This window comes from Achromobacter sp. ES-001, assembly GCF_019448355.1.
Classification (GTDB): domain Bacteria; phylum Pseudomonadota; class Gammaproteobacteria; order Burkholderiales; family Burkholderiaceae_B; genus Achromobacter; species Achromobacter spanius_B.
Genome location: NZ_CP079940.1, coordinates 6078454 through 6100578 on the forward strand (window position 1 = coordinate 6078454; position 22125 = coordinate 6100578).

Consider the following 22125-nt stretch of genomic DNA (forward strand, 5'->3'; position numbering starts at 1 on the left):
AAGCGCCACGTCTGTCCAGCCCCTCGCCTTGGCGAGGGTGCTGCCATAAACGCATATTCGGTGCGCTTATGACAGCGTTTTACGTAGCCCGACGTTCTCGGGCCGCCGCCGGCGTAACCGGCATCCTTTCGGTTTGGCTCCATGGGTTTACGCCCTGACCGTGGTCTCTCTGACCTGGAGTGTCCTTCTAACCCCTGCGGGTAACCCCGCAGGGGGCTCCCGCTGTCGCTTGGATTCGCCCAATGACAACGCTTTCCAAATTCATCGTCACTTTCGAAATTCCTCATATACATAGCATCAAGATCGGCGTGGAAGCATCGAACGTTGGTACTGCCCTCCAATTGGCGGAATCGGCGTTCAACTCCGGTTCTCTATGGGAGACACGCAGTTCCCACAAGCTCCTCCACGACGACTTCCACGACGATGGCGAAGCTATGGAACGGTACGTTGAGCAGTTGGACGGCGCGCCGTTTCCGCTTCCTGACGCCACCGTCCACGAGCTGGAACTACAAACTCGTGCGCGAAGCCTCTTGGACTTCTGCCGCATTGTGTGCGACGCAGCCCCGTCGCTGGAGGAGCAAATCGTAGACCTTGATCGGTTGTTCGAGGTACGCCTTTCCGCTCGATCCATTCAACACATCCGCGACCTGCTGCCGCACCTTACAGCGGTCTAGTTCTTCTGGCCGGCGCGACCGGCTTATGTTTACAGGAGCGCTTCTATGATTTTCCGCATTCGCGAACTGCAAGACTTGTTCGTGGACGCTTGCGTCCGGTTTCCCAATGGCGATCTCGCCTTCCTTTCCTTCTACGGCCGAGATGGTTCCGTACAACAACTTTTCGCATCGCTGCAGCTCGGTACACAGGAGGGCGGGCTACGGCAATTGACACTGGTTACGGCTTCATCTTCAGTGGAAACCGTCATTTCGATCGGCGACGTCAAAAGGTTGGATAAGCACACTGGCAGACTGCCGAAACAGACCCTTTTTGGCGGACTTCTACACTGCTGGATCTATGACCCATCCCTATTGAAGCCATCACGGGCAACGCGCAGTGGTTGGGTTCTACAAGACTGCGTCCACACATCGGAGGCCGACGCGGCGGATGATCGCGTATGGAACCTGGTTAAACAGGTCTCCGAAGTGCCTCTAATGGACCACTGGCGTGAATTTATCTTGGGCGAGCTGAGCACAGAGCTGCTCGTCGATCTTACTGACGAGATGTGCCGGCCGGCCGGGAGAATTCACCCGAACTTTGTGCGCATACCTATCGACTTCTCAGCGCGCATTTCGTCATACGTCCGCAACGGCCAATTGAAGCTCGCCGTCGAGGCGTAAATACCGCTTTCCCTACCCTTCCGGGACACCATCCCGGCCGGGCTTGGTGTCTCTCTTTTTTGGAGCACCACAATGAATGCAACCTTCCATGAAGAAGCCGCCGCCTTGAACGAGGCTGAACCGGATCAAACTCGTCGGATTCCGCTATCGGACTTTATTAGCAAATTCGGGTCTGGCCTGCTGCAAGCTGTACGCAAACAAAATCCTCCCATCTTTGATGACCTTGAGCGTGCCGACTGGGATGTCATCATCGACTCCTTGTTGAGGACACCTTTTCCTGCACAGCGTCGTGTCGTTCACGCGATCACCACCTTGTTGACCCAGCATTCGCCTGCTGGAATTATCAATGCGGAGATGGGGACGGGAAAGACCCTTATGGGCATTCTCGTAGCCACACTTCTCCATCACGCTGGTCTCCCTAGAACGCTCGTGCTCGCACCGCCTCATTTGGTTTACAAATGGCGACGGGAAATCCGGGCAACTGTGCCCGGTGCGCAAGTTTGGATCCTCAACGGTCCGGACACCCTTCGAAAGCTCCTTCAATTGCGGACAATGCGCGACCGGCCGACTTCGCCTCAGTTCTTCATCTTGGGGCGTGTCCGGATGCGTATGGGGTTCGATTGGCGTCCTGCGTTTGCAACACGGCCGGTACTGTTCGATTCCGAATTGGGACGGGTTTGCAGAAGCGCCGCTTGCTGCCCGCGCTGCGGTCAGTTTGTGTGCAATGAAGATGGCGTGCCGCTTACCCCTGCGCTCGCGACTTCGGCCTTAAACGAACGTCGTGGAGCGTGCAATTGTGGCGAGCGGCTTTGGACCTTGATCCCAAAGCGCGCAACCCCGACGACCTATCGCGATATGGTCAAGAAGGCGCTCGTTCAAATGCCAACGGTGGGTCCCCGCACTGCGGACAATCTCCTGACTCGCTTTGGCGAGGACATGCTTGGTGACATGCTGCAGGACAACGTCTACGAGTTCATCAATCTGATGGATGAAGAAGGTGACTTGGTGTTCTCGGACCGCCAGGCTAAACGCATGGAACGGGCACTTGCCTATACGGAGGTATCTTTTGGACAAGGGGGGTTTCAGCCCACTGAGTTCATCAAACGCTATCTGCCCCAGGGGTACTTCGGGTTGCTTATCGCAGACGAAGGCCATGAGTACAAGAACGAAGGCTCAGCTCAAGGCCAGGCAATGGGGGTGTTGGCACGCAAGTGCTCAAAGGCACTCGCACTGACTGGTACGTTGATGGGTGGCTATGCCGACGATCTCTACCACCTTCTTTATCGCCTGCATCCGCGGATGATGATTGAGGACGGGTTCAACTTCAATTCCAAGGGCTCAATGGCCTCGGCCACAATGGCCTTCATGCGCGAGCACGGCGTCCTGATCGACATCCATAAGGAATCCAATTCCGGATCCCATCGGACGGCGAAGGGGGACAAGAAGACAGTTTCGACCGTGAAAGGACCGGGTTTTGGTCCGAAGGGAATCATGCGATATGTGGTCCCCTACACGGCGTTCTTGAAACTGTCGCAACTGGGGCAAGATGTCCTTCCACCTTATCGCGAGAGCATGGTGGAGGTCGCTATGTCACCGGACATGGAGTCTGCCTATCAGTACCTTGAGCGTACTTTGGTTGAGGAACTTCGTCGCGCGCTTCGCGCCGGCGACAAGTCTCTCATGGGGGTTGTTCTAAACGCCCTTCTGGCATGGCCGGAATGTTGTTTTCGGCCGGAGACTGTGCGGCACCCGCATACCAAGTCGGTGCTGGTGAACTTGCCGGCTCTATACGGAAACCAGGAGATGACGCCCAAAGAAGGCGCGCTAGTGGAACGTGTAAAGCGGGAGGCCGCGCATGGTCGGCGCACGCTGGTCTACACCACGTATACCGGCACGCGCGACACTTCGGCCAGGCTAAAGGCTTTGCTTGACCAGGCTGGCTTGCGCAGTGCCGTGCTTCGTTCCAGCGTGTCCGCCGAAAAGCGGGAGGACTGGGTGATGGAGCAGGTGGATCGCGGCATTGATGCGCTTGTTTGCAATCCCGAGCTGGTGAAGACTGGTCTGGATATGCTGGAGTTCCCGACCATCTTGTTTATGCAGACTGGCTACAACGTCTACACGCTGCAGCAAGCTGCAAGGCGTAGTTGGCGGATCGGGCAAACGCGCGACGTTGACGTTGATTTTCTTGGCTATCAGGGGTCGGCACAAATGCGCTGCCTTCAACTCATGGCACTGAAGATTGCAGTATCGCAGTCCACGTCTGGCGACATGCCTGATTCCGGTCTCGACATTCTCAACCAGGGAGGCGACAGCATTGAAGTCGCTCTTGCGAAGCAGTTGGTAAGCTGACTTCAATTCTCTTTGCAGGACAGGCCACCCAACCGGGTGGCCTTTTTTTTTGTGCACCCAATTGCGGATCGCGTAGGTTTTTTATACCGGGGCTTTCGCACACACATGGCCCGAAGCTACATGCGGCCAACCGATCTAAGGAGCGATTATTTCGTCTGCTTCTCATTTTTTCGTTGTGCGCCACAGGCTTGAGAGTAAGCTTTGGACTCCGACCACAGGGGAGGTGTTATATGAGCTCAGTAAAGGTTGATTTGGGCCATGGTGGCATAGCCGAGAGGTTGCTCCTGCATCGCCAGGTTCCGGGGTGGGCCTAACGCAGAAATTCACGGCTGCGGACGGCACACTTTCCACAACTTACACCTGCACCTGCTACGATGGCGGCAGGACCTATTCAACATCTAAGTCCTGTCCAAATGGAAACAACCGTTGCGATTGCAGCACACCATCGAAGCCGTCGATCACTTGCGGGTAGTGTGGCGGTCCGAGCATCGATGCATAGCACGGGCTAAAGCCGCCGTTTTTGTTTTGCTTCGCGAGGACGAAACGGCGGTTAGCTCGGGTTGGAATTGCCGATTCGGCAGGTAGGTCGTGTGAATTTCGCGGGGCTACTACTTCTTTCTCCAGAGCCGAGCGGCCTGCTCCGGAAGTCGGCGATAAACCCTTTTTCAGAAATCCGCGTTTGCTGCCATGACAGCGCTCTCTTGAAGAACGCGAACCGTTCTAGTTTTGTATCAGCAGAGAGATGTCATGAGTTCCATCACGACTTGTCGCAATCTTGACTACGGGACGTCCCACAATGCCTTGCGTTCCTGCCGCCAAGATTGAAGGCAATCCAGAATGGTTTGCCGCATGGGTTGAGTGCCAGCGTCATTGTTCTGCGTAGTCAAATACGACCGCCAGCCTGTTCACATGTCCCCCGTTTGGAATTCAAGCGTCAAGGCTGTAGTGAAGGCCATAAAAATTCAGCTCGATTCGCCCAGCTGCACGGCGGCGGCCAGCAGCGCCGCGCGCGTTGCCGCCGGCAGCATCGGCGCTGGCGTTTCTCCGATCACTTTCTGATTCCGCCGCTGCACCGAGCAATCGCGTTCGCCAAGCATCAACACGCGGCCCGCGCCGTCGCCGAAGATCTGCTTTTCCACGTGCCGCGCGTTGTCTACATAGCGCTCGATGAACGCGCTGCCGAAGCGGAAAAAATGTTCGCCTATGCGCTGCACGCTGTCGAACGCCACCCATATTCGCCGGGAATGCAAACCCCACCGCCAAGCTCTGTGGCTTTCAACGGTCCATCCTCGAGATCCTTGCCCGGGGGCCGACGTTCCCTAGTACGCGCATCTCAACAAACCACCGCCGGCGCAGGGAAAGCAAATACCCGTCCACGGCGGGGCAGGCTTCGCTACGTCGATGACGGCGAATATAGCGCTCAGCTCTGAAGGGTCCTGAAGTCGCGCTGCGCGTGGATACTTGTCTATCAGTTCGTCGTCCAGGACAGCTTACGCAGCGCATACAGCGAACCACAATGCCAGTTCGGTCGGCCGACAGGGTCCAGATCTTCGATCTGCTAATGGTCGCGCTTTTACGGAGGAATTACCGATGCAAGAATTCAAACGCGATACCAGCGGCATGCGCCGACCTCTTTCTCCTGCGTGTGCAACCATTCCAGATACGCGCCTTCCAACTCTTCAGCCATTCTGGCTGGGGCAAATCTCCCCAAGCTCTGAAAGTTTTGGCGAGCAGCGTTTGCAAGACACTTGCGTAGAGCGCTGTCCGCAATCAATTTTCCAAGTACTGAACGGAGAATTAGCCTGTCCGCAGGTTTTACAACATATCCCGAAACGCCATTCTCGATGACCTCCGGTATGCACCCGACTGCAGTTGCGACCACCGGAATCCCGGATGCGGAAGCCTCAACAAATGTAGAGCCCGGCACCCTGCCCTCTGGTGTAGTCGCGTATATGTCAAACGCAAAGAGCCGCTGAGCAACATGCGGGGGACGATCCGAGAAATGAAATCTGTTTTCCAAGCCAGCGTTCAGAGCGCGCACGTTCAACTGGGTTCGCAAATGTTCGTCAAATCCGACCAGAACCAGATGTACCAATTTATTTGCCTCCATCAGCGGAACAAGGGCGTCGACGAGATGGTAGAGACTCTGGACATCCGGATGATCGGCCACACTACCCACGACGATGGCACTTTCACAAACGCCAAGCCTACGGCCAGCACAAGCGTTCTCACTTGCACTGCGGACATCTAAGCCGGTAGGCACTGTCCGTACGCGACGCGCCGAAATGCCTCTGTCAAGATACTGCCGCCTCAGGTATTCGCTAACCGTGATGACATATTCGCTTGCGCCCTCGTAGACTTGTGGCAGCCGCTGCCGGCACTCTCGGTGATGAGTTCTTACGACTAGACGCGTTCTTGCAAACGGAGCAAAAAGTCGAGTTCGCAGCTGGTCCCTGACAGAATGAGTGTTCACAACGTCAAATGCGCCAGAGCGAAGCAACGCTCCGATTTTCAACGGTGCTGAAACTGAATTAAGCACCCCGCCCGTCTCAATATCATGCGTAGTGAAGCCCCTAATTTTCGCTTGATGCCCTAACTCGGATCTTGTGGGGCAAACGATTTGCAGTTGGTGTCCACGCTCACGCATAGCCAGCATTTCATTCAAAATTCGCAGCTCCCTGCCACCAAAGCCGGGATTCAAACTTACGTGCAGGATCTTCAGGCGCGGAATCATTGGTCGAGGTGCTTACGTGAAATAATATTGACGCCGGTTAACAGAGTTGACAGCAGTTGGGATCCCCTACGCACAGCACGGACTCAGTGCTCTACCTTGTAGAGCGAGTACCGACGACTTTTATAGATTGCCGCGAGCCTGGACCGCAAGCCCCCGTTGATGGACGCTTCCATCCCCTTTGGAATTGCCACAAATGCAGACTCGCATTGCTCGAAAACAAGCTTATTCAACCCGACCAAATCAATGAGTTCTGCCTTTCCGCCTGAATAGAAGCGCGCCGAGAATGGACGACTATGCACAAAGTAGAGTTTCTGGCCGGCAGTCATCTGCGCAGTTGCTGCAGCTACAAGTTGCTTCTCAGTCTTAAACCTGGTCGGAGCGGTCAAGGAAACAAGACCGAGAATGATCGCTGCGGCCGGCACTAGAGCCCCGACACCTATCAATGCACGCTTCAGAGTCGGTGTTTGGCCCACAAGAAAAATTTCTTTCGCATAAATTGAGAACAGCAAAGCGAACGCGGGCAAGCCTGGCAGCACATACGTCCATAGTATGTTTCCGGAGAAAGTGAAGAAGACAGGGGAGGCCAGAGTCCACATAGCCAGATAGCCGACGAGCGGCAATCTCCAAACCTGAAGAGCTCTTTCTCGGCGTGATGGCCGAGCAATCAGCCAGCCCGCGAGGAGAACTCCAACCCATCCCCACGGGAAAGACGCCAATAACCACTCGGCCCAGATGCTGCCAAGCGGTCTTTCATGAGCGGTGCCATACAAATCGCCCTTCCAGCCGGCGTCTAAAAACCTTAGAAAGTGCTCACCCACCAAAAAGTACTGCAGGAAGCCAGGGGTCTTCGCCTCTGCGTAGACGTACCATGGCACGGTCAGAGCAAGAGTTACCAGCATTCCCTTGAACCAAGGGAGGGCCGTCACATAGAGCAAACGCTGTCGATGGACCGCGATCCATGGAACAATAGCGATACCAATAAGGACGAATGTGAGAGGCCCTTTGGAAAGCAGCCCAATAGCCAAGCCTACAAAGAAGCCGTAGCGCCAGAACAGCGTCGACCTTGTCGGCGCAACCAGGAACGCCAACATTGAATAGGAGACCCCTAGCGCAAAGAACGAATCCGTCAAAACCGCGCCAGCTGCGGCAAGCGGAAGAAGCATAGAAGCCAGAACTAGCGTCGCCAAGCGCGCGGAAGCACGACCGGCCAGGATGTCAGCCGCGCGATACAGCAATGCCGCCAGTGCAGCCATAGCGACAAAGGAGGGGAATCGAACTGCAAATTCCGATCCCCCGAGCATTAGTATTCCGAGCGCTTGACTCCAGAACGACAGGGGAGGCTTCCCCCAGAATGGAACCCCGGGTTCAAACCAGGGAGTTATCCAGTCGCCAGACTCGGCCATTAGACGTGCTATCTCTGCATATCTCGGTTCCGACGTGTCAACCAACGGCATAACCGCCATTGAATAGAGGCGCGCAAGCACAATCCCCGCCAGGCCCCCGAAGAACCACTTATCCTTCAACTGCATTTTTCGGTCTTAACCTTCGCTGGGCTAAAAGGAGTTCCGGCATTCTGATCCAGCACGTCCCGTACTATGTATATCGGGCGTTGTTTCGTCTCCATATAACCCTTGCCTACATACTCGCCCAGCAGACCGATTGTTAAAAGCTGAATTCCGCTTAGGAGCGTAATCATCGCTGTTAGAGACGGGTAGCCCGGCACGTCATGACCGAAAACAATAGTCTTGAAAATTATCCAAAGGCCGAACGAGCCGCCCGCTAACGCTACGATTGCGCCAACACCGGTTGCCCATCGCAATGGGGCCGTGGAGAAGGAGGTGATGCCCTCAAGCGCGAGCCCAAACAAAGCGAAGTAGTTCCACTTGGTTTTTCCCGCAGCCCGATTAGCGCGGTCATAATCTATAACCTTGGTCGGGAAACCAATCCAGGCGTACATGCCCTTCATATAGCGGCATCGCTCTGGCAATTGAAGTAGCGCATTCACCGTTCGACGGCTCATTAGCCGAAAGTCCCCAGTGTCTGCGGGGATGCGGGACCGACTTAGGCGGCTGAGAATCCGATAGAAGGCGAATGCGGAAAGCCGCTTTGCTATCCCTTCTCCCTCACGCTTTCGCCTGCGCATCGAAACCACATCGACCCCTTCTTGCCACGCCTGGACCATCTCTGGGATCAACTCTGGGGGGTCCTGCAAGTCAGCGTCCAACATGATCACCGCCGCGCCCCGAGTGTGCGCGAGACCGGCGCTCATGGCCGCCTCTTTCCCGAAGTTCCGGCTTAGCCGCACCACGCGAACCCTGGGGTTTCGACGCATTAACGCCGTAAGTAGGGGTACGCTTTCATCGGTGCTTCCGTCGTCAACAAATACAATCTCATAAGGCAGCGCAAGCTTTCTCAGGATTGGCTCGAGCCTTGCATGACAGATCGGCAAGACTTCCTGCTCGTTCAAGAACGGGACGACAACGGAGATCTGGACGTCGTCCTCCGTTCCAACAACTGCCGTAGCAGGATTCGACGGGATCGTGGCCATGGAATAGGACCAAAAATGTAGACGGCTGCCAATTTACGTAAAACCGCACGACAATCTTCATACGGAAGAATTACATTTCAGCAAGCTTGGAGAGGCCGAAATCCCTCCAAGCTTGCGACGGCTCAAGCCTTCGCTTCAGAAAGCTCAATTTCCTCAGGATCTCGCCTATGAACTAGGCGATACAGCGCGGGGAGCACCAGAAGGGTCAGAAATGTCGAGGAGACAATGCCGCCAATAACCACTGTGGCCAGCGGTCGCTGCACCTCCGCACCCGTGCCTGTAGCGATAGCCATTGGGACGAATCCGAGGGAAGCGACCAATGCGGTCATCAAGACTGGCCGCAAACGCGTTAGAGCTCCTTCTCTAACCGCAACGTCCAGTGGCCTGCCCTCTTCCCGGAGAGATCGGATAAACGACAACAGCACCAAGCCATTGAGCACGGCGACGCCACAAAGGGCAATGAATCCAACGGCCGCCGTAATGGACAAAGGAATCCCTCGCAACCACAAAGCAAGAATGCCGCCCGTCAACGCGAAGGGGATGCCGGTAAAAACAAGTAGCCCGTCTTTGACATTTCCGAACATCGCAAACAGCAGCACAAAGACCAGAAGCAGCGCGACGGGCACTACGATTTGTAGACGCTTAGTGGCCGACGCAAGTTGTTCGAAAGTCCCCCCCCAGGCCGTCCAGTATCCAGTCGGAACCTTGATCCGCTCGTCGATAGCCGTCTGTGCTTCACCGACAAAAGACCCCAAATCTCTGCCGCGAACGTTGGCGCTGACGACGATCCTACGTTTTCCATCTTCGCGAGAGACCTGATTAGGGCCGGGCGCCAAATCAAACGTCGCAATCTCGGACAGGGGTATATAAGCCGTCTGAAGTTGGCCGTCTGCCCTCGGGAGCGCGATTGGTAGATTCTTCAGTGAAGTGATGTTCTCCCGCACCTTTTCTGGCAGTCGCACGACGATCTCGAATCTGCGGTCGCCTTGGAAAAACGTGCCCGCCTCGCGACCGCCCGCAGCGATCGTCAGGGTATCCTGGACGTCCGACAGGCTTAGACCGTAGCGTGCAGCTTTCGCACGATCAATCGACACGGTCAACATGGGAAGGCCGGTGGTTTGTTCCACTTTGACTTCGGAGGCTCCCGGGATCTTTTGAAGAACTTCCGCCACCTCGGTCGCCGTACTGTTCAACACATCGTTATCATCGCCAAAAATCTTCACCGCGACATCACTCCGAACTCCGGATATCAGCTCGTTAAAGCGAAGCTGAATCGGCTGCGAGAATTCATAGTTGTTCCCCGGGATGTTCTGCGCCTCGCGTTGAATAGCTTCTCGCAACTCCGCATGGGATTTTTTCGGACTAGGCCAATCCTCCTCCGGCTTGAGCATGATGTATCCGTCCGAGATATTGGGAGGCATCGCATCTGAAGCGATTTCCGCTGTCCCAGTCCGAGCGAATACCCGTTCGATTTCCGGGAATTTCTCTTTAAGCCTCTTCTCAAGCTGAATCTGCATGGCGACCGATTGCGTCAAACTAGTTCCTGGAATGCGCAGCGCCTGAATTGCCATATCTCCTTCGTTGAGGTTCGGTATAAATTCACTGCCCAGCCGCGAAGCGATGAAGCCGCACACAAGCACGAATCCCAGTGCGCCTGCGAGCATCATAGGAGTGCGGCGAAGAGCCAGATCGAGTAGTGGCTCGTAGCGCTTACGAGCCCACGACATCACCCGAATCTCCTTTTCCGACACTTTGTTTCCGATGAACATCGCTACTGCCGCCGGCACAAATGTCACCGACAGGATCATCGCACCGAGCAGAGCCATGACGACGGTAAGCGCCATCGGGTGGAACATGCGGCCTTCGACGCCACTGAGTGCAAATATCGGAAGGTAGACCACCATGATGATGAGTTGCCCGTATAGGAGCGGGCGTCGAGCTTCGCGCGCTGCGGCAAACACCTCGTGGAATCGTTCAGAGCGTGTCAGTGGGCGTCCGTGATGTTGCTGCGCATGGCTCAATCGCCTTACGCAGTTTTCCACAATCACCACTGCCCCATCGACGATAATCCCGAAGTCCAATGCGCCGAGGCTCATAAGGTTGGCGCTCACTTTGTAAGTCACCATGCCCGTGAACGTGAACAACATCGACAGAGGAATCACCATAGCCGTAATGATGGCCGCGCGGATATTTCCAAGGAAAACGAAAAGGATCACGATCACCAAGATCGCACCTTCCAGCAGGTTCTTCTTTACCGTCGCGATCGCTTTGTCCACAAGGTTGGTGCGGTCATAGACTGTGATCGCCTCCACGCCCTTTGGCAGAGTCTTGTTAATTTCGACAAGCTTTTGTGAGACCGCTTGAGACACAGCACGGCTGTTTTCCCCGATCAGCATGAAAACTGTGCCGAGCACTACCTCCTTACCGTTGTCCGTAGCTGCGCCTGTACGCAGCTCTTTGCCTATCGCCACTTCGGCGACGTCTCGAATCTTGATGGCTTGCCCATTCACCGCCGTTAAAACGATATCTTTGATATCGTTCATGGATTTAACCTGACCGGGCGCTCGAATCAGGTATTGCTCCCCTTTTCTTTCAATGTATCCTGCTCCAACATTGGCGTTGTTTCGTTCTAGAGCAGTGATGATGTCAGTCAGCGAAAGTCCATAGGACGCCAAGCGCTCCGTGTCAGGAGCGACTTGGTATTCCTTCGCGTAGCCACCGATTGAGTTGACCTCTGTCACCCCCCGCACATTTCGCAATTGGGGTTTGATTACCCAATCTTGAATCTCTCGAAGGTCCGTTGAGGTGTAAGGTGAGCCGTCTTCTTTCCGCGCTTCGGGCGTGGCCTCAACAGTCCAAAGAAAAATCTCTCCGAGACCCGTTGATATAGGGCCCATGACAGGAGTGATGCCCTCCGGCAGGCTCTCTTTTGCCTCTTGCAGGCGCTGATTTACGAGTTGGCGGGCAAAATAGATGTCCGTTCCATCGTCGAAGATCACCGTTGTTTGCGAAAGCCCGTAGCGAGACAGCGAACGCGTCTGCTGCAAGCCGGGCAGGCCCGCCATGACAGTCTCGATCGGATAGGTGACGCGCTGCTCGGTCTCCAAGGGCGAATATCCTGGAGCGCTGGCGTTGATTTGGACTTGGACGTTCGTGATATCCGGAACAGCGTCAATAGCCAAGCGCGAGTAGTTGTAGACCCCAACGGCGGCCACCCCGAGAGAAATTAATAGAACTAGCCAACGTTGCTCGATGGCAAAGCGAATTAAGCGTTCAAACATATGCGGCTCCGACTCAATGCGCGTGGTCAGCCGTTGCCTTGCCCAGTTCGGACTTCAGCACGAAAGCATTGGAACTGACATACCGCGTCCCTGCCCTTAGACCGGAGATAACCTCGGAGCTCTTTTCCGTCGTTGCTCCTATCTTGACAGGCTGCGGCAGGAATCCACCAGGCACTTCGACGAAGACCGTTGGCTGTCCGTTCACATCCTGAATCGCATCGCTCTCCACGGCGACCCCAACCTCATTGCGCTCGACCACCACGTTTACGGAAACAAAGAGTCCCGGTCGCCAGGCCATGTCCGGATTCTTCAGCGTCACCCGCGCGGTGGCGGTGCGCGTTTGCTGGCCGAGTAAAGCACCGATGTAAGACACAGTCCCAGAAGCTTCTTCGGCAAAGGAAGTGGATGTGACCTTTGCGTCCTCACCCACTCGTACAGTCTGCAGGTCTTTAGGTGCTATGACGAATTCTGCCCAGACGGTACTCAGGTCGGATATCGTGAAGATGCTAGATGCATCAGTTAAAGCCTCACCTAATGCGATGTGCTTTTCCACAATGACGCCGTCAAAAGGCGCTCGTATTTCAAGCAGACTCAAATCTTTCGCCGATGGCTCCGCGCCAACTGCTCGGAGCTTTTGAACGGCATTTTGGACTGCAATGTCTGCCTCTTGAAGTACTGTCTGCGCCTGCTGATAGTCTTGTTGCGCAGATACTTGCTCACGCCACAGCTTCAGCTCTCTAGCATGAGTCGCCGCCGCCAAGTTTCGGCGTTTCGTGGCGGCCAGCCACTCGCTCCTGAGTTCGGAAAGCGAGGCGCTGGATATTACGGCCAACAGTTGGCCCTTCTTCACTTCTTGACCAAGATCCGCAGAAACTTGCTGGACGGTCCCTGCGGCTTTCGGCACGACGTGGGCGGTGCGGTCGGCGTTAAATCGAATCTCGCCGGGAAATCGTGTGCTCGACTCAAGGCGCTCGGACTTAGCTTCGCTTGTGATGATCCCAGCCGCAGAAACTTGTTCGGGGGTGAGCGCCAACAGGCCCTCCGCTTTGTGAAACTCTGCATGCACTGGGCCGTCTCGCCCCGGTAATGACACGTTGATGGTTACTTCGAAGAAATGCGGCTCGGGAATAACCTGATCGCTGATCAGCGCGGCCGACGAGGGCTTCAGCGTGAGCGTTACCTCCTCGCCGTTCGGCCTTTTCAGAGTTGCCGTCGCCTTCAAGTCAGCAGGCCTTACAGGCTTGCCTCCTGTGGCCGCCCAGACCTTTAGCCGAGCGGACTCTCCCTCTTCGACCAGACTCACCTCAATCGCATCGCTTCCGTCCTCTGTAATTTCGCCTCCGTTTGGCCCCGTGCTGGCCTCGGTATGACTGTCATTGCCATGATCTGAAGGACCCGCGAAAACCGGGGCGGGGATCAGAAATTGTAGCGACAACGCGATGGCGATCACAGCGCGACGTCCAAGTAGCGTGAAGTACTGACTCATTTTCATCTCTATTTATTGGCCAAGAATTCGATCAATTTCGGCTCGGGCCGACGCAGCTCGCAACAACGTCGTCAAGTAGGAAATATTCCCTTGCGACAAGGTGCGCTGGGCGTCAAGCACTTCCAAATAGCCTACCTTCCCGGCCTCAAAACCCTTTCGGGCCCCCTCATAAGCCTTCTGCGACGTCGGGATGACAGACTCGCGATAATCCTTCGCAGATGCGAGTGCGAGGTCATAAGTTGAGGCAGCTATCAGCAAGTCAGCGCTCAAACGCGCCTCCATCTCCCGATAAATATCCTGCGCCTTGTACGTCTGCATGGTAGCGGCGTAAACGTTGCCCTGATTTCGATCAAAAATTGGCAACGGCAAGGACACACCGAACTGAGCTTTGTTGCGCCCAACCTCATTGTCGCGAGCGACACCTCCGCTCAATGTGATGTCGGGATATCGTTTGCTCTTTTCGACATTCAATTCAGCCTTGCTCACTTCCATGGCAAGGCGCCCCGCGGCCAACCTAGGGGAATTCAACAATGCAGCGCGTAAATCGTCGAGTGTCCGACGTGCTGGCAGATCATCAATTTTCGCTTGCACGAGTTCGAATTTCGGGACTGGGTCTCCCCATAGCAGAGATAGCTCCCTGCGCGCAACCCGGAGGTCGTTCTCGGCCTGCCTCACGTCGATCTGTGCCTTTGTCAACTCGATTTCAGCCCTATTTCGCTCTAACGGCGGGGCCTTTCCAGCGTCGACTCGCTTCTGCGCCACACGAAGTGCCCCCTCCGCGATGTCGGCCATATCACGGTTTACGCGTAGCGTCTCTTGGGCAATTGCAACTGAAAAAAAACGAGACACCACGAGCGTCTTAATCTCTGCCGTCACGACCTCATACTCCCTACCGGCCAGTTCACTACTCAACTGGGCGGCCTGCGTGCGCGCACTTCTTTTTCCGCCCAACTCGATGGGCATGCTGAGCATTGTGGTCGTGGTCCGTGTCGCACGCTGATGATCGTCGACGCTGACGTCCAAGGATGGGTTCGGCAGGCGGCCCGCCTGGTCTACCAGGCCTTTCGACGCCGCAAAATTATTCTTCGCTGCCGAGACCTGTGGGTTCAATTTGAACGCAGCGTCCATTGCCTCAGACAACGTGAGAATTGCCCCCGACGAATAGGGTGCTGCTTCCGTGATGGCCTCTTCTGGCGTAGTCTGTGCCCATACTGGTTGGCCGCACAGCGTAGCGGCCATCACTAACAATGGAATTGGCTTGAAGCGCATCATTCAACCTTGGTGAATTCTTGGAAAGATGTCGGCCCTTGGCTCGATCCATACCACTTAGGCTCTCTGCAAGATCGACCCGGACGCATGACCGTCCGTACTGTATCCAAGCGCCTTCGTCAGAATCCGAACCCGAAGATGACAAATTTGTAATGTTTCGGTGGATTACGGTTTTGTAATCCTTGGGAGGGTAGATTGACGGCGAGGCCTCCCTAAAATGCCCTGTGGCACAGACAGGTCTAACGCTGGGAGCCCTATCCCCGCAACAGAAGTGCCTTTACGGGCATGGCGTGCCGAATTCGCTCCTTTATCTAGTGGCACCCGATTCCGCGTAGGTCGTGCCGATTACACTTCGAACGGTTGAAAACATGAAGATCCTGGTCGTTGAAGATGAGCGCAAACTGGCTGAATATTTAAAGCGCGCGCTCTCGGAACACAATTACGTAGTGGACGTCGCATCGGATGGCGTAAGCGGACTGCATCTGGCCCGCGAGACACAATACGACCTGATACTTCTGGACGTTATGCTCCCCGGCATGGACGGCTTTTCAGTCCTGCACGAGCTTCGCAAGAGGGACCGTGTGCCGGTGCTTATGCTCACAGCGCGGGACAAAATTGAGGACCGAGTCCGCGGGTTGCAGGACGGCGCCGACGATTACCTGGTCAAGCCGTTTGCGCTGTCCGAACTACTGGCTCGTGTCCTCGCCCTGGGCCGTCGACGCGGCCATGTGGTCACAGAGGCCAGCAGGCAGAACGTGATGAGAGTGGGCGATCTCGAATTAGACCTTCTTCGACGCAAGGCCCACCGCGGCGGAACACGTCTCGACTTGACAGCAAAAGAATTTACGCTTCTGGCGCTGCTGATGCGCAAGCACGGCGAAGTCCTATCTCGCCTGGCTCTCGCGGAACAAGTCTGGGACATCAATTTCAATAGCAACACAAATGTGGTGGAGGTCGCGGTACGTCGCCTACGTGGAAAGGTGGACGATCCCTTTGAGGTTAAGCTGCTCCACACTGTCCGTGGAATGGGATACGTGCTTGAAGTGAGGAACGAGTAATGCGCTTTCGCGCGATCAACTCACTGCGCCAATGGCTATCGCGCTGGCTCGCAATACAAACATTTGTGGCCCTCGGGCTTGTTTGTGTTGTTGTTTATGTGGCGACAAACCTCAACCTTTCTCACCGCCAACAGGCGCTTCTAGAGCAAAAGCGAGAGGTGATCGAACATTTGGCTGAAGAGTTTGCAATCAAAGGTGACCTGCCTGCTCTTGAACATAAACTAAACGATTTCTTCTATGGGAGATCGGAGTTTTCGCTGAGGCTCGTCATCAACGGAAAAATAAGCGTATACGGCGAACCCAAGGTCACGGGGACCGACGCATCTCGAATACATGTCATTTTTTCTCTACCTGCGCCTAGTGAGCCGGACAGAAGAATGACCGCAGAGCTATTTCTTGATACAACCCCCGATGTGCGCCTACGGGTAATGCTGGCATGGACGCTCTTTGCGTGCGCAGTAGTTGGCGCGATTGTTGTTTCCGTTATCGCCAACGTGCTGGTGCGACGAGCCCTTCATCCTCTGCACGAAGTTGCGAGACAAGCCGCATTGATTTCGCCTGACCGCATCGGAGAACGGCTGGGTGAAGAAGGACTAGCACGGGAAATCAAGCCATTGGTGCTGCAATTCAACGCCGTCCTTCAGCGCTTGGAGCGGGCATATGTACAAATGGAAGGTTTCAACGCAGACGTTGCGCATGAACTGCGTACCCCTCTCGCCACACTGATAGGGGAGACTGAATTTGCGTTGGCGGGGAAACGATCGACGTTCGAACTGCGAGACATACTTGGATCAAACCTTGAGGAATTACAGCGTATGTCGGCAATTGTTAACGATATGCTATTTCTCTCACAAGCAGACCGCGGTGCCAAGGCAAGGGCAGCCCACGTATTGAGCCTCCGCGCGATTACTGCAGAGGTTCTTGAGTATCATGAGGCCGAGGCACTTGATGCGGGGGTCAGTCTGACCCTAATTGGGGACCAAGCAGGTAAGGTCGACAAATCACTGTATCAACGGGCGGTTTCCAACCTAGTTACTAACGCGATCCGATACACTCACCCTAGTTCGGCCGTCACCGTAATGCTCGATAAAGATATGAGCGGTCTAGTCCGTGTCAGTGTTCACAATTTTGGCGAGCAAATTGAGGAACAGCATATCCCGCGCCTTTTCTACCGCTTTTACCGGTCAGACTCTGCTCGTGTAAGCGACGCAAATCACCATGGTCTAGGTTTAGCCATTGTTGCGGCGATTGCACGAATGCACGGTGGGATGCCCTTTGTAAAATCAGATAGATCGGGCACAACTATTGGATTCACAATGTACGCAGACTCTTAAGTTGAAACCAACTCCTTAGTAAATGGCGCGCGCTGTAAAAGCGGGCGCTTTTTATTGACCAGAGAGTGCAGAACGCGTCCCCAACCCTCGCGCTACGAGCGCCTTGCTCTATTAATATCGCCCATCGGGAGCGCGACCAAAATTCGACGACAGTCCTTCATTTTGATTGCAGATTCGTAATCGACAAGTTCGGATTCTGACGAAGCTCTACCGCTAAAGTATCCCATCACATAAAGCGACGCGAAGAGCCGAAACACAGCGTAACAAGTTATGTTTCCCTGCACTATCCAATAACGATTCATGCCCTTCGCTTTTTTCACAACGTCATTTTTCTCCATGACGTGCCCGAACGACAAATGAAAATATTGGTTATCGAAGACGAGCGGAAACTTGCTGAAACGCTACGCCGTAGTCTCACAGAGAATAGCTATATCGTTGATATCGCATTGGACGGTGTTAGCGGACTTCAACTCGCCTATGTGACTCAATATGACCTAGTTATCTTGGACATCGGCTTACCGGGGTTAGATGGGTTTGAAGTACTGCAGCGCATTCGCCAGCACGACAACGTACCGGTCATGATGCTCAGTTCGCGAACTAGCCTTGAGGACAGAGTTCGCGGCTTGGAGCGGGGAGCCGATGATTATTTGGTGAAACCATTTGCAATGCCCGAGCTCCTGGCGAGAGTCTTTGCGCTCAAGAGGCGAGGACTCGGATCGGGCGATGGCACGGCGGGGCGAAATGTCCTCCGCGTAGCGGACCTGGAGCTTGACCTCCTCCGGCGACGCGTGGTTCGCGGCGCGTCCCGTATTGACCTCACGGCCAAAGAGTTCGGCTTACTGACATACCTAATGCGGAGACCGGGAGAGGTGCTGTCTCGTCTCGTGCTCGCCGAGCAAGTGTGGGATATGAACTTTAACAGCAACACAAATGTCGTGGAAGTCGCAATTCGACGGCTTCGCGCAAAGGTTGACGATCCGTTCGATACCAAGCTACTCCACACCGTTAGAGGGATGGGCTACACCATCGAGCATCGCGAAGGCGACCAGTCCGACAAGGGACAGGACTCTGCTTAGTGCATCACGCGCTCATGGCTTCAGAAACAGCGGAAGCGCGACATAGATAAGCTCGTTTTTTCCTCTATGTCGCTACCCTGTTAAGTATTAGAAGGAATGGCGCAACCCAACCATAGCTTCCGTCGCTTTGGCATCATTCTGGAACGCAAAGTTTTGGGTGTACGACGCAAGCGTATACATCGTCGTACGCTTCGACAGCGTGTAGGAATAGCCTAACGCAAACGTGTTGCTAGTCGAATCGCCGCCAGTCAGATCTTTGTTGTTCGGATCTACGCGCTGCCACGAGCCGAACATGCTGCTGGCTCCGCCCAAAGGCACGGACGCAGCCAGCAGATAGGAGTTCGTGCTGAAGCCGTCAACGAATGCGTTGGAAGGAGTGCCGCGCAATGATCCGATAGTGGCGCTCGACGGCAGACTTTTACCCGCAAACCAACCGTCCGTCGCGCGCTCATAGGCCAATGCCAGCTTGAACACCTCGAAGTCATAGGACCCGCCGACAGTAAAAGAGCGCGGCGTCGCAGCAGTCTGCCCCGACGAGAGCTTGTTTGACGCGTTCAATTGCTCATACGCAAAAAAGGCCATCACCGGCCCGTTGACATAGCTGATGCCGCTGGTGATCGCTCGAGTGTTATCGGCCGTCTTAAAGCCCGTTTGGGCAGCACTGCGATCATCTGCGTTAAACGCATAGCCGGCAGACAAACGGAAACCGCCGATCGAAGGGGTTTCATACAGCGCTAGGTTGTCGTATCGCACGAAATTCGAACCACTGAACCCAAGGCCGCCACCGGTGTTCAACTGGGTAAAACCGCCGCCGAAGCCGGTGCCGTACATTGACGCCATCAGGCGCGATGCAATGTTGTACTGCCGCCCAATGCGGAATTCGCCCCACTGATCGCTGCCGAGCCCAACCGTGGCTTCACGCCCAAACAGGCGTCCGTTTTGGCTCGACGTCCCGCCTGTGGAGTCATATCCCGATTCAAGCCGGAACGTCGCGTACAGTCCGTCACCGAGGTCCTCCTTCCCGCGCAAGCCCCACCGCGACCCGGCCGTCTGGCCAGAAGTCATCCCAATACGGCTTGCCTTGAAGTCTGATCGCGCGCCCGTCTGAGGATCAACGTAAGAACCATCGACCTTGGCGTAGCCAATCCCGGTATCGATGATGCCATAAAGCGTGACCGACGTTTCAGCATAAGCGGCGGTAGACAGAGTCGCTGCACAAACCGTCAGCAGTAAAGTTTTCTTCACAAATTTCTCCTATTCACAAAGGCGGACTAAACGGCCTCGCAGATAGGAAAAGACGATGTTTATTTCGCATCGCGCATTGCTATGCGCTAGCTCCTATCTGCGAGCACGAAGACAAGTCTGGATAGGACCCACCGACAGAAAGCGAACCGCATGATTACAAATGTGAGAGCTACGAGTAATCAGCTAAATATCGTCACCCAATGCTGACGCAACCTCATGTTTTACATAGACTAATGTAAAAATGCCGGACGCCGAATTTCAAACAGGAATAATACAAGTCGGCTTGCAGCGCGACCAGATGTTGTGCAGTGCCAACAGATTCATTAAACGCGTTATTCCGCACCGAAAAACAGATTGCAGAATAGCGACGAAAAAGTAATTTTATCGTCGGAGTTTGGATCGACTGAGCTCGCTATAATTTCTACACGTCGTTAAATGACGATTCTTTATTAATACCGGCCTCAATGCGCGAGACCGGTAAACAAATGGAGTTGGCGATGAAAATATCTCTCAAAATGCTGTCTGCCGCTGTCTTGGTTGCAGCGCCCCTCTCTTACTTGAGTGCCCAGCCAACCACGCCGGTGGGTGCTATAGGAACGGCAGACTCGACTAGCGCCGAGCGCGGACTTACACGCGCCGAAGTCCGCGCAGATCTGGCAATGTGGAAGCGGGCGGGAATGGACGAGTTCTGGAACAAGAGCGAGACTCCTGACTTTTACAGCCGCGAATACAAGAGGGCATACGCAGAGTATGTCCGCCTGCGAAAAGGCGGCGAATACCAACAAGAGTTGGACCGTTTGAAGCGCTAGAAGGCTCCTCAGCCGGCCTGATGAGCGGCCTCCCCCACCGCGAAGGGAAGAGGTCGTTGTGGGTGCGCACCGCTGTCACGGTGCGCACCTTTTTTTCGGAGCGGGTCTGCAATGCCGGCGCACCGAGGTAAGCGCTTTGGTTCAGCGCTGGGCGTTCTTTGGATTGAAGTCAAAGTTCGCAAACCTCGCCGTCGGTTGCTAGAAATATTGGCATCTCCGCGCTTAGCCAAGGCTTCCGCCCGTTGCGCACTGCCTCACCCAACCGAACGAAGCTCAATAGCATCACGGCAGGCCCACTACGATATACCCCAGAGAATGCCGACGTGATTAACTAGCCCAAGTTGCTAGTCTCGGGTCCGAACCCCTTGCCAGCCTGCTTTTTCGCATAGTTCCTTGCCCGCGTCCCCCAATAAGGTTGGCTATACCGGTAAACCACCTATGGAGAAGTGAAGAGCGTAGCTGGGTACGCCGACGCATGTGGAATCCGGAACCCGTTGGTCAACTGTAGGTCGGCACGACCGCCTCGCCCAGGTCGCAGGAAGCACCGCGAACGCGGCTCATGCCACCTTTTGCCGGTTCATAACGGAGCATCCGGTCGCTGGGGACGACGCAAGTGATGACCGTCCCGGCCGAACAACTTATCGAGAGCTGCCGAAATGAGGAAAAAATCCGTATCCCATTGGGAAGTCCCGACAGCGTGTAGGACTATTTTTCGCCGGTATTAAGCCGAGTCACTTCGCTTTTATATTCTGGCCCATTGCGGAGTTTTACATAAGTCGCGTACCGCTCTCGGTAATCTGCGCTATAGATATCTGGCGACTTCCTACCTCGATAAAACTTGTCCAATCCGGCACGTTTCCACATTGCCAGATCTGCACGCACCTCTGCGCGTGATAATGCGCCGTTTGACGTTGGTGCTGGGTCACCGGCTATCGCGCAGCCGGAAAGCAAAGCCACCGAGACGATTACGGCAGGTAGAATTTTCATGTGTAGCACCTCTTTGCGGTCAATCGACCACGTATGCTTAGAAGAGCACCCGACGCCGGCCTTATTACGCGTTTAGGCGTCAGCGTGCTCACACTAATTGCCGCATTTATGCACCTGTGTTGTAGATCTCATCGATGCGTGCTTGCTCTTCAGGCGTGACGGAATCTCGCTCTTGCGCCACTTGTTCACGCGTTTTTTCAGTTTTCACCATCCACCCCGGCTTGGCAGCATTGAGGTTGGTGAAAACCCATTCTTTCTTATTAGCCTTTGCCGCGAGTAACTCCTCCCGCACTTGCTCCGAGGTTTTGCCAACAGGGTTGTCGCCAACATGGACTTCGTAACCGATTTCCGTGTTGGTGCCATGGAATGTGTCAGCCTGGGCGGAGGTACCAGTGGTGGCCAGTGCGAGTGCGACGGCAGCGCCAGAGATAATTGCTTTCATATCGATGATCCTTAATCAGATAAAACGTCGCATGAGAGTGCGACTGACTTAATAATGTAAAGATCTCGACTCGACAATTTGCAGTCACTACAATTACAAATCGGTAATCAGACGAGGCCGATATTTGTCATTGTAATTTTAATTGTGACAACTCTTTTCGCACGTCGTGTCAT

Annotated in this window: 16 protein-coding genes and 1 pseudogene; 7 read left to right on the forward strand and 10 right to left on the reverse strand. The window is 54.9% G+C overall.

Features of this window, described 5'->3' with window-relative positions; genetic code table 11:
• The first annotated feature begins 242 nt into the window (after positions 1-242).
• From KYT87_RS27515 to KYT87_RS27525, 3 genes are all read left to right on the forward strand, one after another.
• Entirely contained in the window at positions 243-674 is a 432-nt protein-coding gene (locus KYT87_RS27515; protein WP_100854026.1) for a patatin, read from the forward strand.
• A 45-nt stretch (positions 675-719) separates the two neighbouring features.
• Positions 720-1334 (forward strand): hypothetical protein, encoded by a 615-nt coding sequence (locus KYT87_RS27520; RefSeq protein WP_100854025.1) that lies wholly within the window; start codon positions 720-722, stop codon positions 1332-1334.
• Between the two features lie 72 nt (positions 1335-1406).
• Positions 1407-3683 carry an SNF2-related protein gene (locus tag KYT87_RS27525; protein WP_100854024.1) on the forward strand — a complete coding sequence of 759 codons (2277 nt, stop codon included), beginning with the start codon at positions 1407-1409 and terminating at the stop codon, positions 3681-3683.
• Positions 3684-4651: 968 nt separating this feature from the next.
• Here KYT87_RS27525 and KYT87_RS27530 read toward each other — a convergent pair.
• The 7 genes and pseudogenes from KYT87_RS27530 to KYT87_RS27560 all read right to left on the reverse strand — a co-directional run.
• Positions 4652-4912: pseudogene (locus tag KYT87_RS27530) on the reverse strand (carbamoyl phosphate synthase); the annotation flags it as partial.
• Positions 4913-5283: 371 nt separating this feature from the next.
• The gene (locus KYT87_RS27535; protein ID WP_100854022.1) at positions 5284-6417 is read right to left on the reverse strand and encodes a glycosyltransferase family 4 protein; all 1134 of its coding nucleotides are present in this window, start codon (positions 6415-6417) and stop codon (positions 5284-5286) included.
• A gap of 83 nt (positions 6418-6500) precedes the next feature.
• Positions 6501-7946 carry a glycosyltransferase family 39 protein gene (locus KYT87_RS27540; RefSeq protein ID WP_100854021.1) on the reverse strand — a complete coding sequence of 482 codons (1446 nt, stop codon included), beginning with the start codon at positions 7944-7946 and terminating at the stop codon, positions 6501-6503.
• Positions 7937-8965, reverse strand: coding sequence for a glycosyltransferase family 2 protein (locus tag KYT87_RS27545; RefSeq protein WP_100854020.1), 1029 nt, complete (start codon positions 8963-8965; stop codon positions 7937-7939). Before KYT87_RS27545 ends, KYT87_RS27540 begins: the two co-directional genes overlap by 10 nt.
• 122 nt (positions 8966-9087) lie before the next feature.
• Complete coding sequence (locus KYT87_RS27550; protein ID WP_100854019.1) at positions 9088-12246, reverse strand: CusA/CzcA family heavy metal efflux RND transporter; 3159 nt, start codon at positions 12244-12246, stop codon at positions 9088-9090.
• Positions 12247-12259: 13 nt separating this feature from the next.
• Complete coding sequence (locus KYT87_RS27555) at positions 12260-13732, reverse strand: efflux RND transporter periplasmic adaptor subunit (protein ID WP_223264751.1); 1473 nt, start codon at positions 13730-13732, stop codon at positions 12260-12262.
• A 12-nt stretch (positions 13733-13744) separates the two neighbouring features.
• Positions 13745-15004 carry a TolC family protein gene (locus tag KYT87_RS27560; RefSeq protein WP_100854017.1) on the reverse strand — a complete coding sequence of 420 codons (1260 nt, stop codon included), beginning with the start codon at positions 15002-15004 and terminating at the stop codon, positions 13745-13747.
• 365 nt (positions 15005-15369) lie between these two features.
• Here KYT87_RS27560 and KYT87_RS27565 point away from each other — a divergent pair, with 365 nt between their 5' ends.
• The 3 genes from KYT87_RS27565 (at position 15370) to KYT87_RS27575 (ending at position 18469) form a co-directional block, all read left to right on the forward strand.
• Entirely contained in the window at positions 15370-16059 is a 690-nt protein-coding gene (locus KYT87_RS27565) for a heavy metal response regulator transcription factor (protein ID WP_100854016.1), read from the forward strand.
• Complete coding sequence (locus tag KYT87_RS27570; RefSeq protein WP_100854015.1) at positions 16059-17393, forward strand: heavy metal sensor histidine kinase; 1335 nt, start codon at positions 16059-16061, stop codon at positions 17391-17393. The genes KYT87_RS27565 and KYT87_RS27570 overlap by 1 nt, the downstream gene beginning before the upstream one ends.
• Positions 17394-17749: 356 nt before the next feature.
• Positions 17750-18469 carry a heavy metal response regulator transcription factor gene (locus KYT87_RS27575; protein ID WP_100854014.1) on the forward strand — a complete coding sequence of 240 codons (720 nt, stop codon included), beginning with the start codon at positions 17750-17752 and terminating at the stop codon, positions 18467-18469.
• A gap of 87 nt (positions 18470-18556) precedes the next feature.
• Here the strand turns inward: KYT87_RS27575 and KYT87_RS27580 are convergent, their stop codons facing one another.
• The gene (locus KYT87_RS27580) at positions 18557-19714 is read right to left on the reverse strand and encodes a porin (protein ID WP_100854013.1); all 1158 of its coding nucleotides are present in this window, start codon (positions 19712-19714) and stop codon (positions 18557-18559) included.
• 497 nt (positions 19715-20211) lie between these two features.
• Here KYT87_RS27580 and KYT87_RS27585 point away from each other — a divergent pair, with 497 nt between their 5' ends.
• On the forward strand, positions 20212-20523 hold the full coding sequence (locus tag KYT87_RS27585; protein WP_223264750.1) for a DUF4148 domain-containing protein: 312 nt from the start codon (positions 20212-20214) through the stop codon (positions 20521-20523).
• A gap of 705 nt (positions 20524-21228) precedes the next feature.
• Here KYT87_RS27585 and KYT87_RS27590 read toward each other — a convergent pair.
• Both KYT87_RS27590 and KYT87_RS27595 read right to left on the reverse strand, forming a co-directional pair.
• Positions 21229-21510, reverse strand: a complete 282-nt coding sequence (locus KYT87_RS27590; RefSeq protein ID WP_172616204.1) for a DUF4148 domain-containing protein — start codon at positions 21508-21510, stop codon at positions 21229-21231.
• A 106-nt stretch (positions 21511-21616) separates the two neighbouring features.
• The gene (locus tag KYT87_RS27595) at positions 21617-21952 is read right to left on the reverse strand and encodes a DUF4148 domain-containing protein (protein WP_100854011.1); all 336 of its coding nucleotides are present in this window, start codon (positions 21950-21952) and stop codon (positions 21617-21619) included.
• Between the last annotated feature and the right edge of the window lie 173 nt (positions 21953-22125).

What these genes read in the sequence shown, in the direction of transcription:
- KYT87_RS27515 (WP_100854026.1), top strand. Translation starts at nt 243, where the DNA reads ATGACAACGCTTTCCAAATTCATCGTCACTTTCGAAATTCCTCATATA.
- KYT87_RS27520 (WP_100854025.1), top strand. Translation starts at nt 720, where the DNA reads ATGATTTTCCGCATTCGCGAACTGCAAGACTTGTTCGTGGACGCTTGC.
- KYT87_RS27525 (WP_100854024.1), top strand. Translation starts at nt 1,407, where the DNA reads ATGAATGCAACCTTCCATGAAGAAGCCGCCGCCTTGAACGAGGCTGAA.
- KYT87_RS27535 (WP_100854022.1), bottom strand. Translation starts at nt 6,417, where the DNA reads ATGATTCCGCGCCTGAAGATCCTGCACGTAAGTTTGAATCCCGGCTTT.
- KYT87_RS27540 (WP_100854021.1), bottom strand. Translation starts at nt 7,946, where the DNA reads ATGCAGTTGAAGGATAAGTGGTTCTTCGGGGGCCTGGCGGGGATTGTG.
- KYT87_RS27545 (WP_100854020.1), bottom strand. Translation starts at nt 8,965, where the DNA reads ATGGCCACGATCCCGTCGAATCCTGCTACGGCAGTTGTTGGAACGGAG.
- KYT87_RS27550 (WP_100854019.1), bottom strand. Translation starts at nt 12,246, where the DNA reads ATGTTTGAACGCTTAATTCGCTTTGCCATCGAGCAACGTTGGCTAGTT.
- KYT87_RS27555 (WP_223264751.1), bottom strand. Translation starts at nt 13,732, where the DNA reads ATGAGTCAGTACTTCACGCTACTTGGACGTCGCGCTGTGATCGCCATC.
- KYT87_RS27560 (WP_100854017.1), bottom strand. Translation starts at nt 15,004, where the DNA reads ATGATGCGCTTCAAGCCAATTCCATTGTTAGTGATGGCCGCTACGCTG.
- KYT87_RS27565 (WP_100854016.1), top strand. Translation starts at nt 15,370, where the DNA reads ATGAAGATCCTGGTCGTTGAAGATGAGCGCAAACTGGCTGAATATTTA.
- KYT87_RS27570 (WP_100854015.1), top strand. Translation starts at nt 16,059, where the DNA reads ATGCGCTTTCGCGCGATCAACTCACTGCGCCAATGGCTATCGCGCTGG.
- KYT87_RS27575 (WP_100854014.1), top strand. Translation starts at nt 17,750, where the DNA reads ATGAAAATATTGGTTATCGAAGACGAGCGGAAACTTGCTGAAACGCTA.
- KYT87_RS27585 (WP_223264750.1), top strand. Translation starts at nt 20,212, where the DNA reads ATGAAAATATCTCTCAAAATGCTGTCTGCCGCTGTCTTGGTTGCAGCG.
- KYT87_RS27590 (WP_172616204.1), bottom strand. Translation starts at nt 21,510, where the DNA reads ATGAAAATTCTACCTGCCGTAATCGTCTCGGTGGCTTTGCTTTCCGGC.
- KYT87_RS27595 (WP_100854011.1), bottom strand. Translation starts at nt 21,952, where the DNA reads ATGAAAGCAATTATCTCTGGCGCTGCCGTCGCACTCGCACTGGCCACC.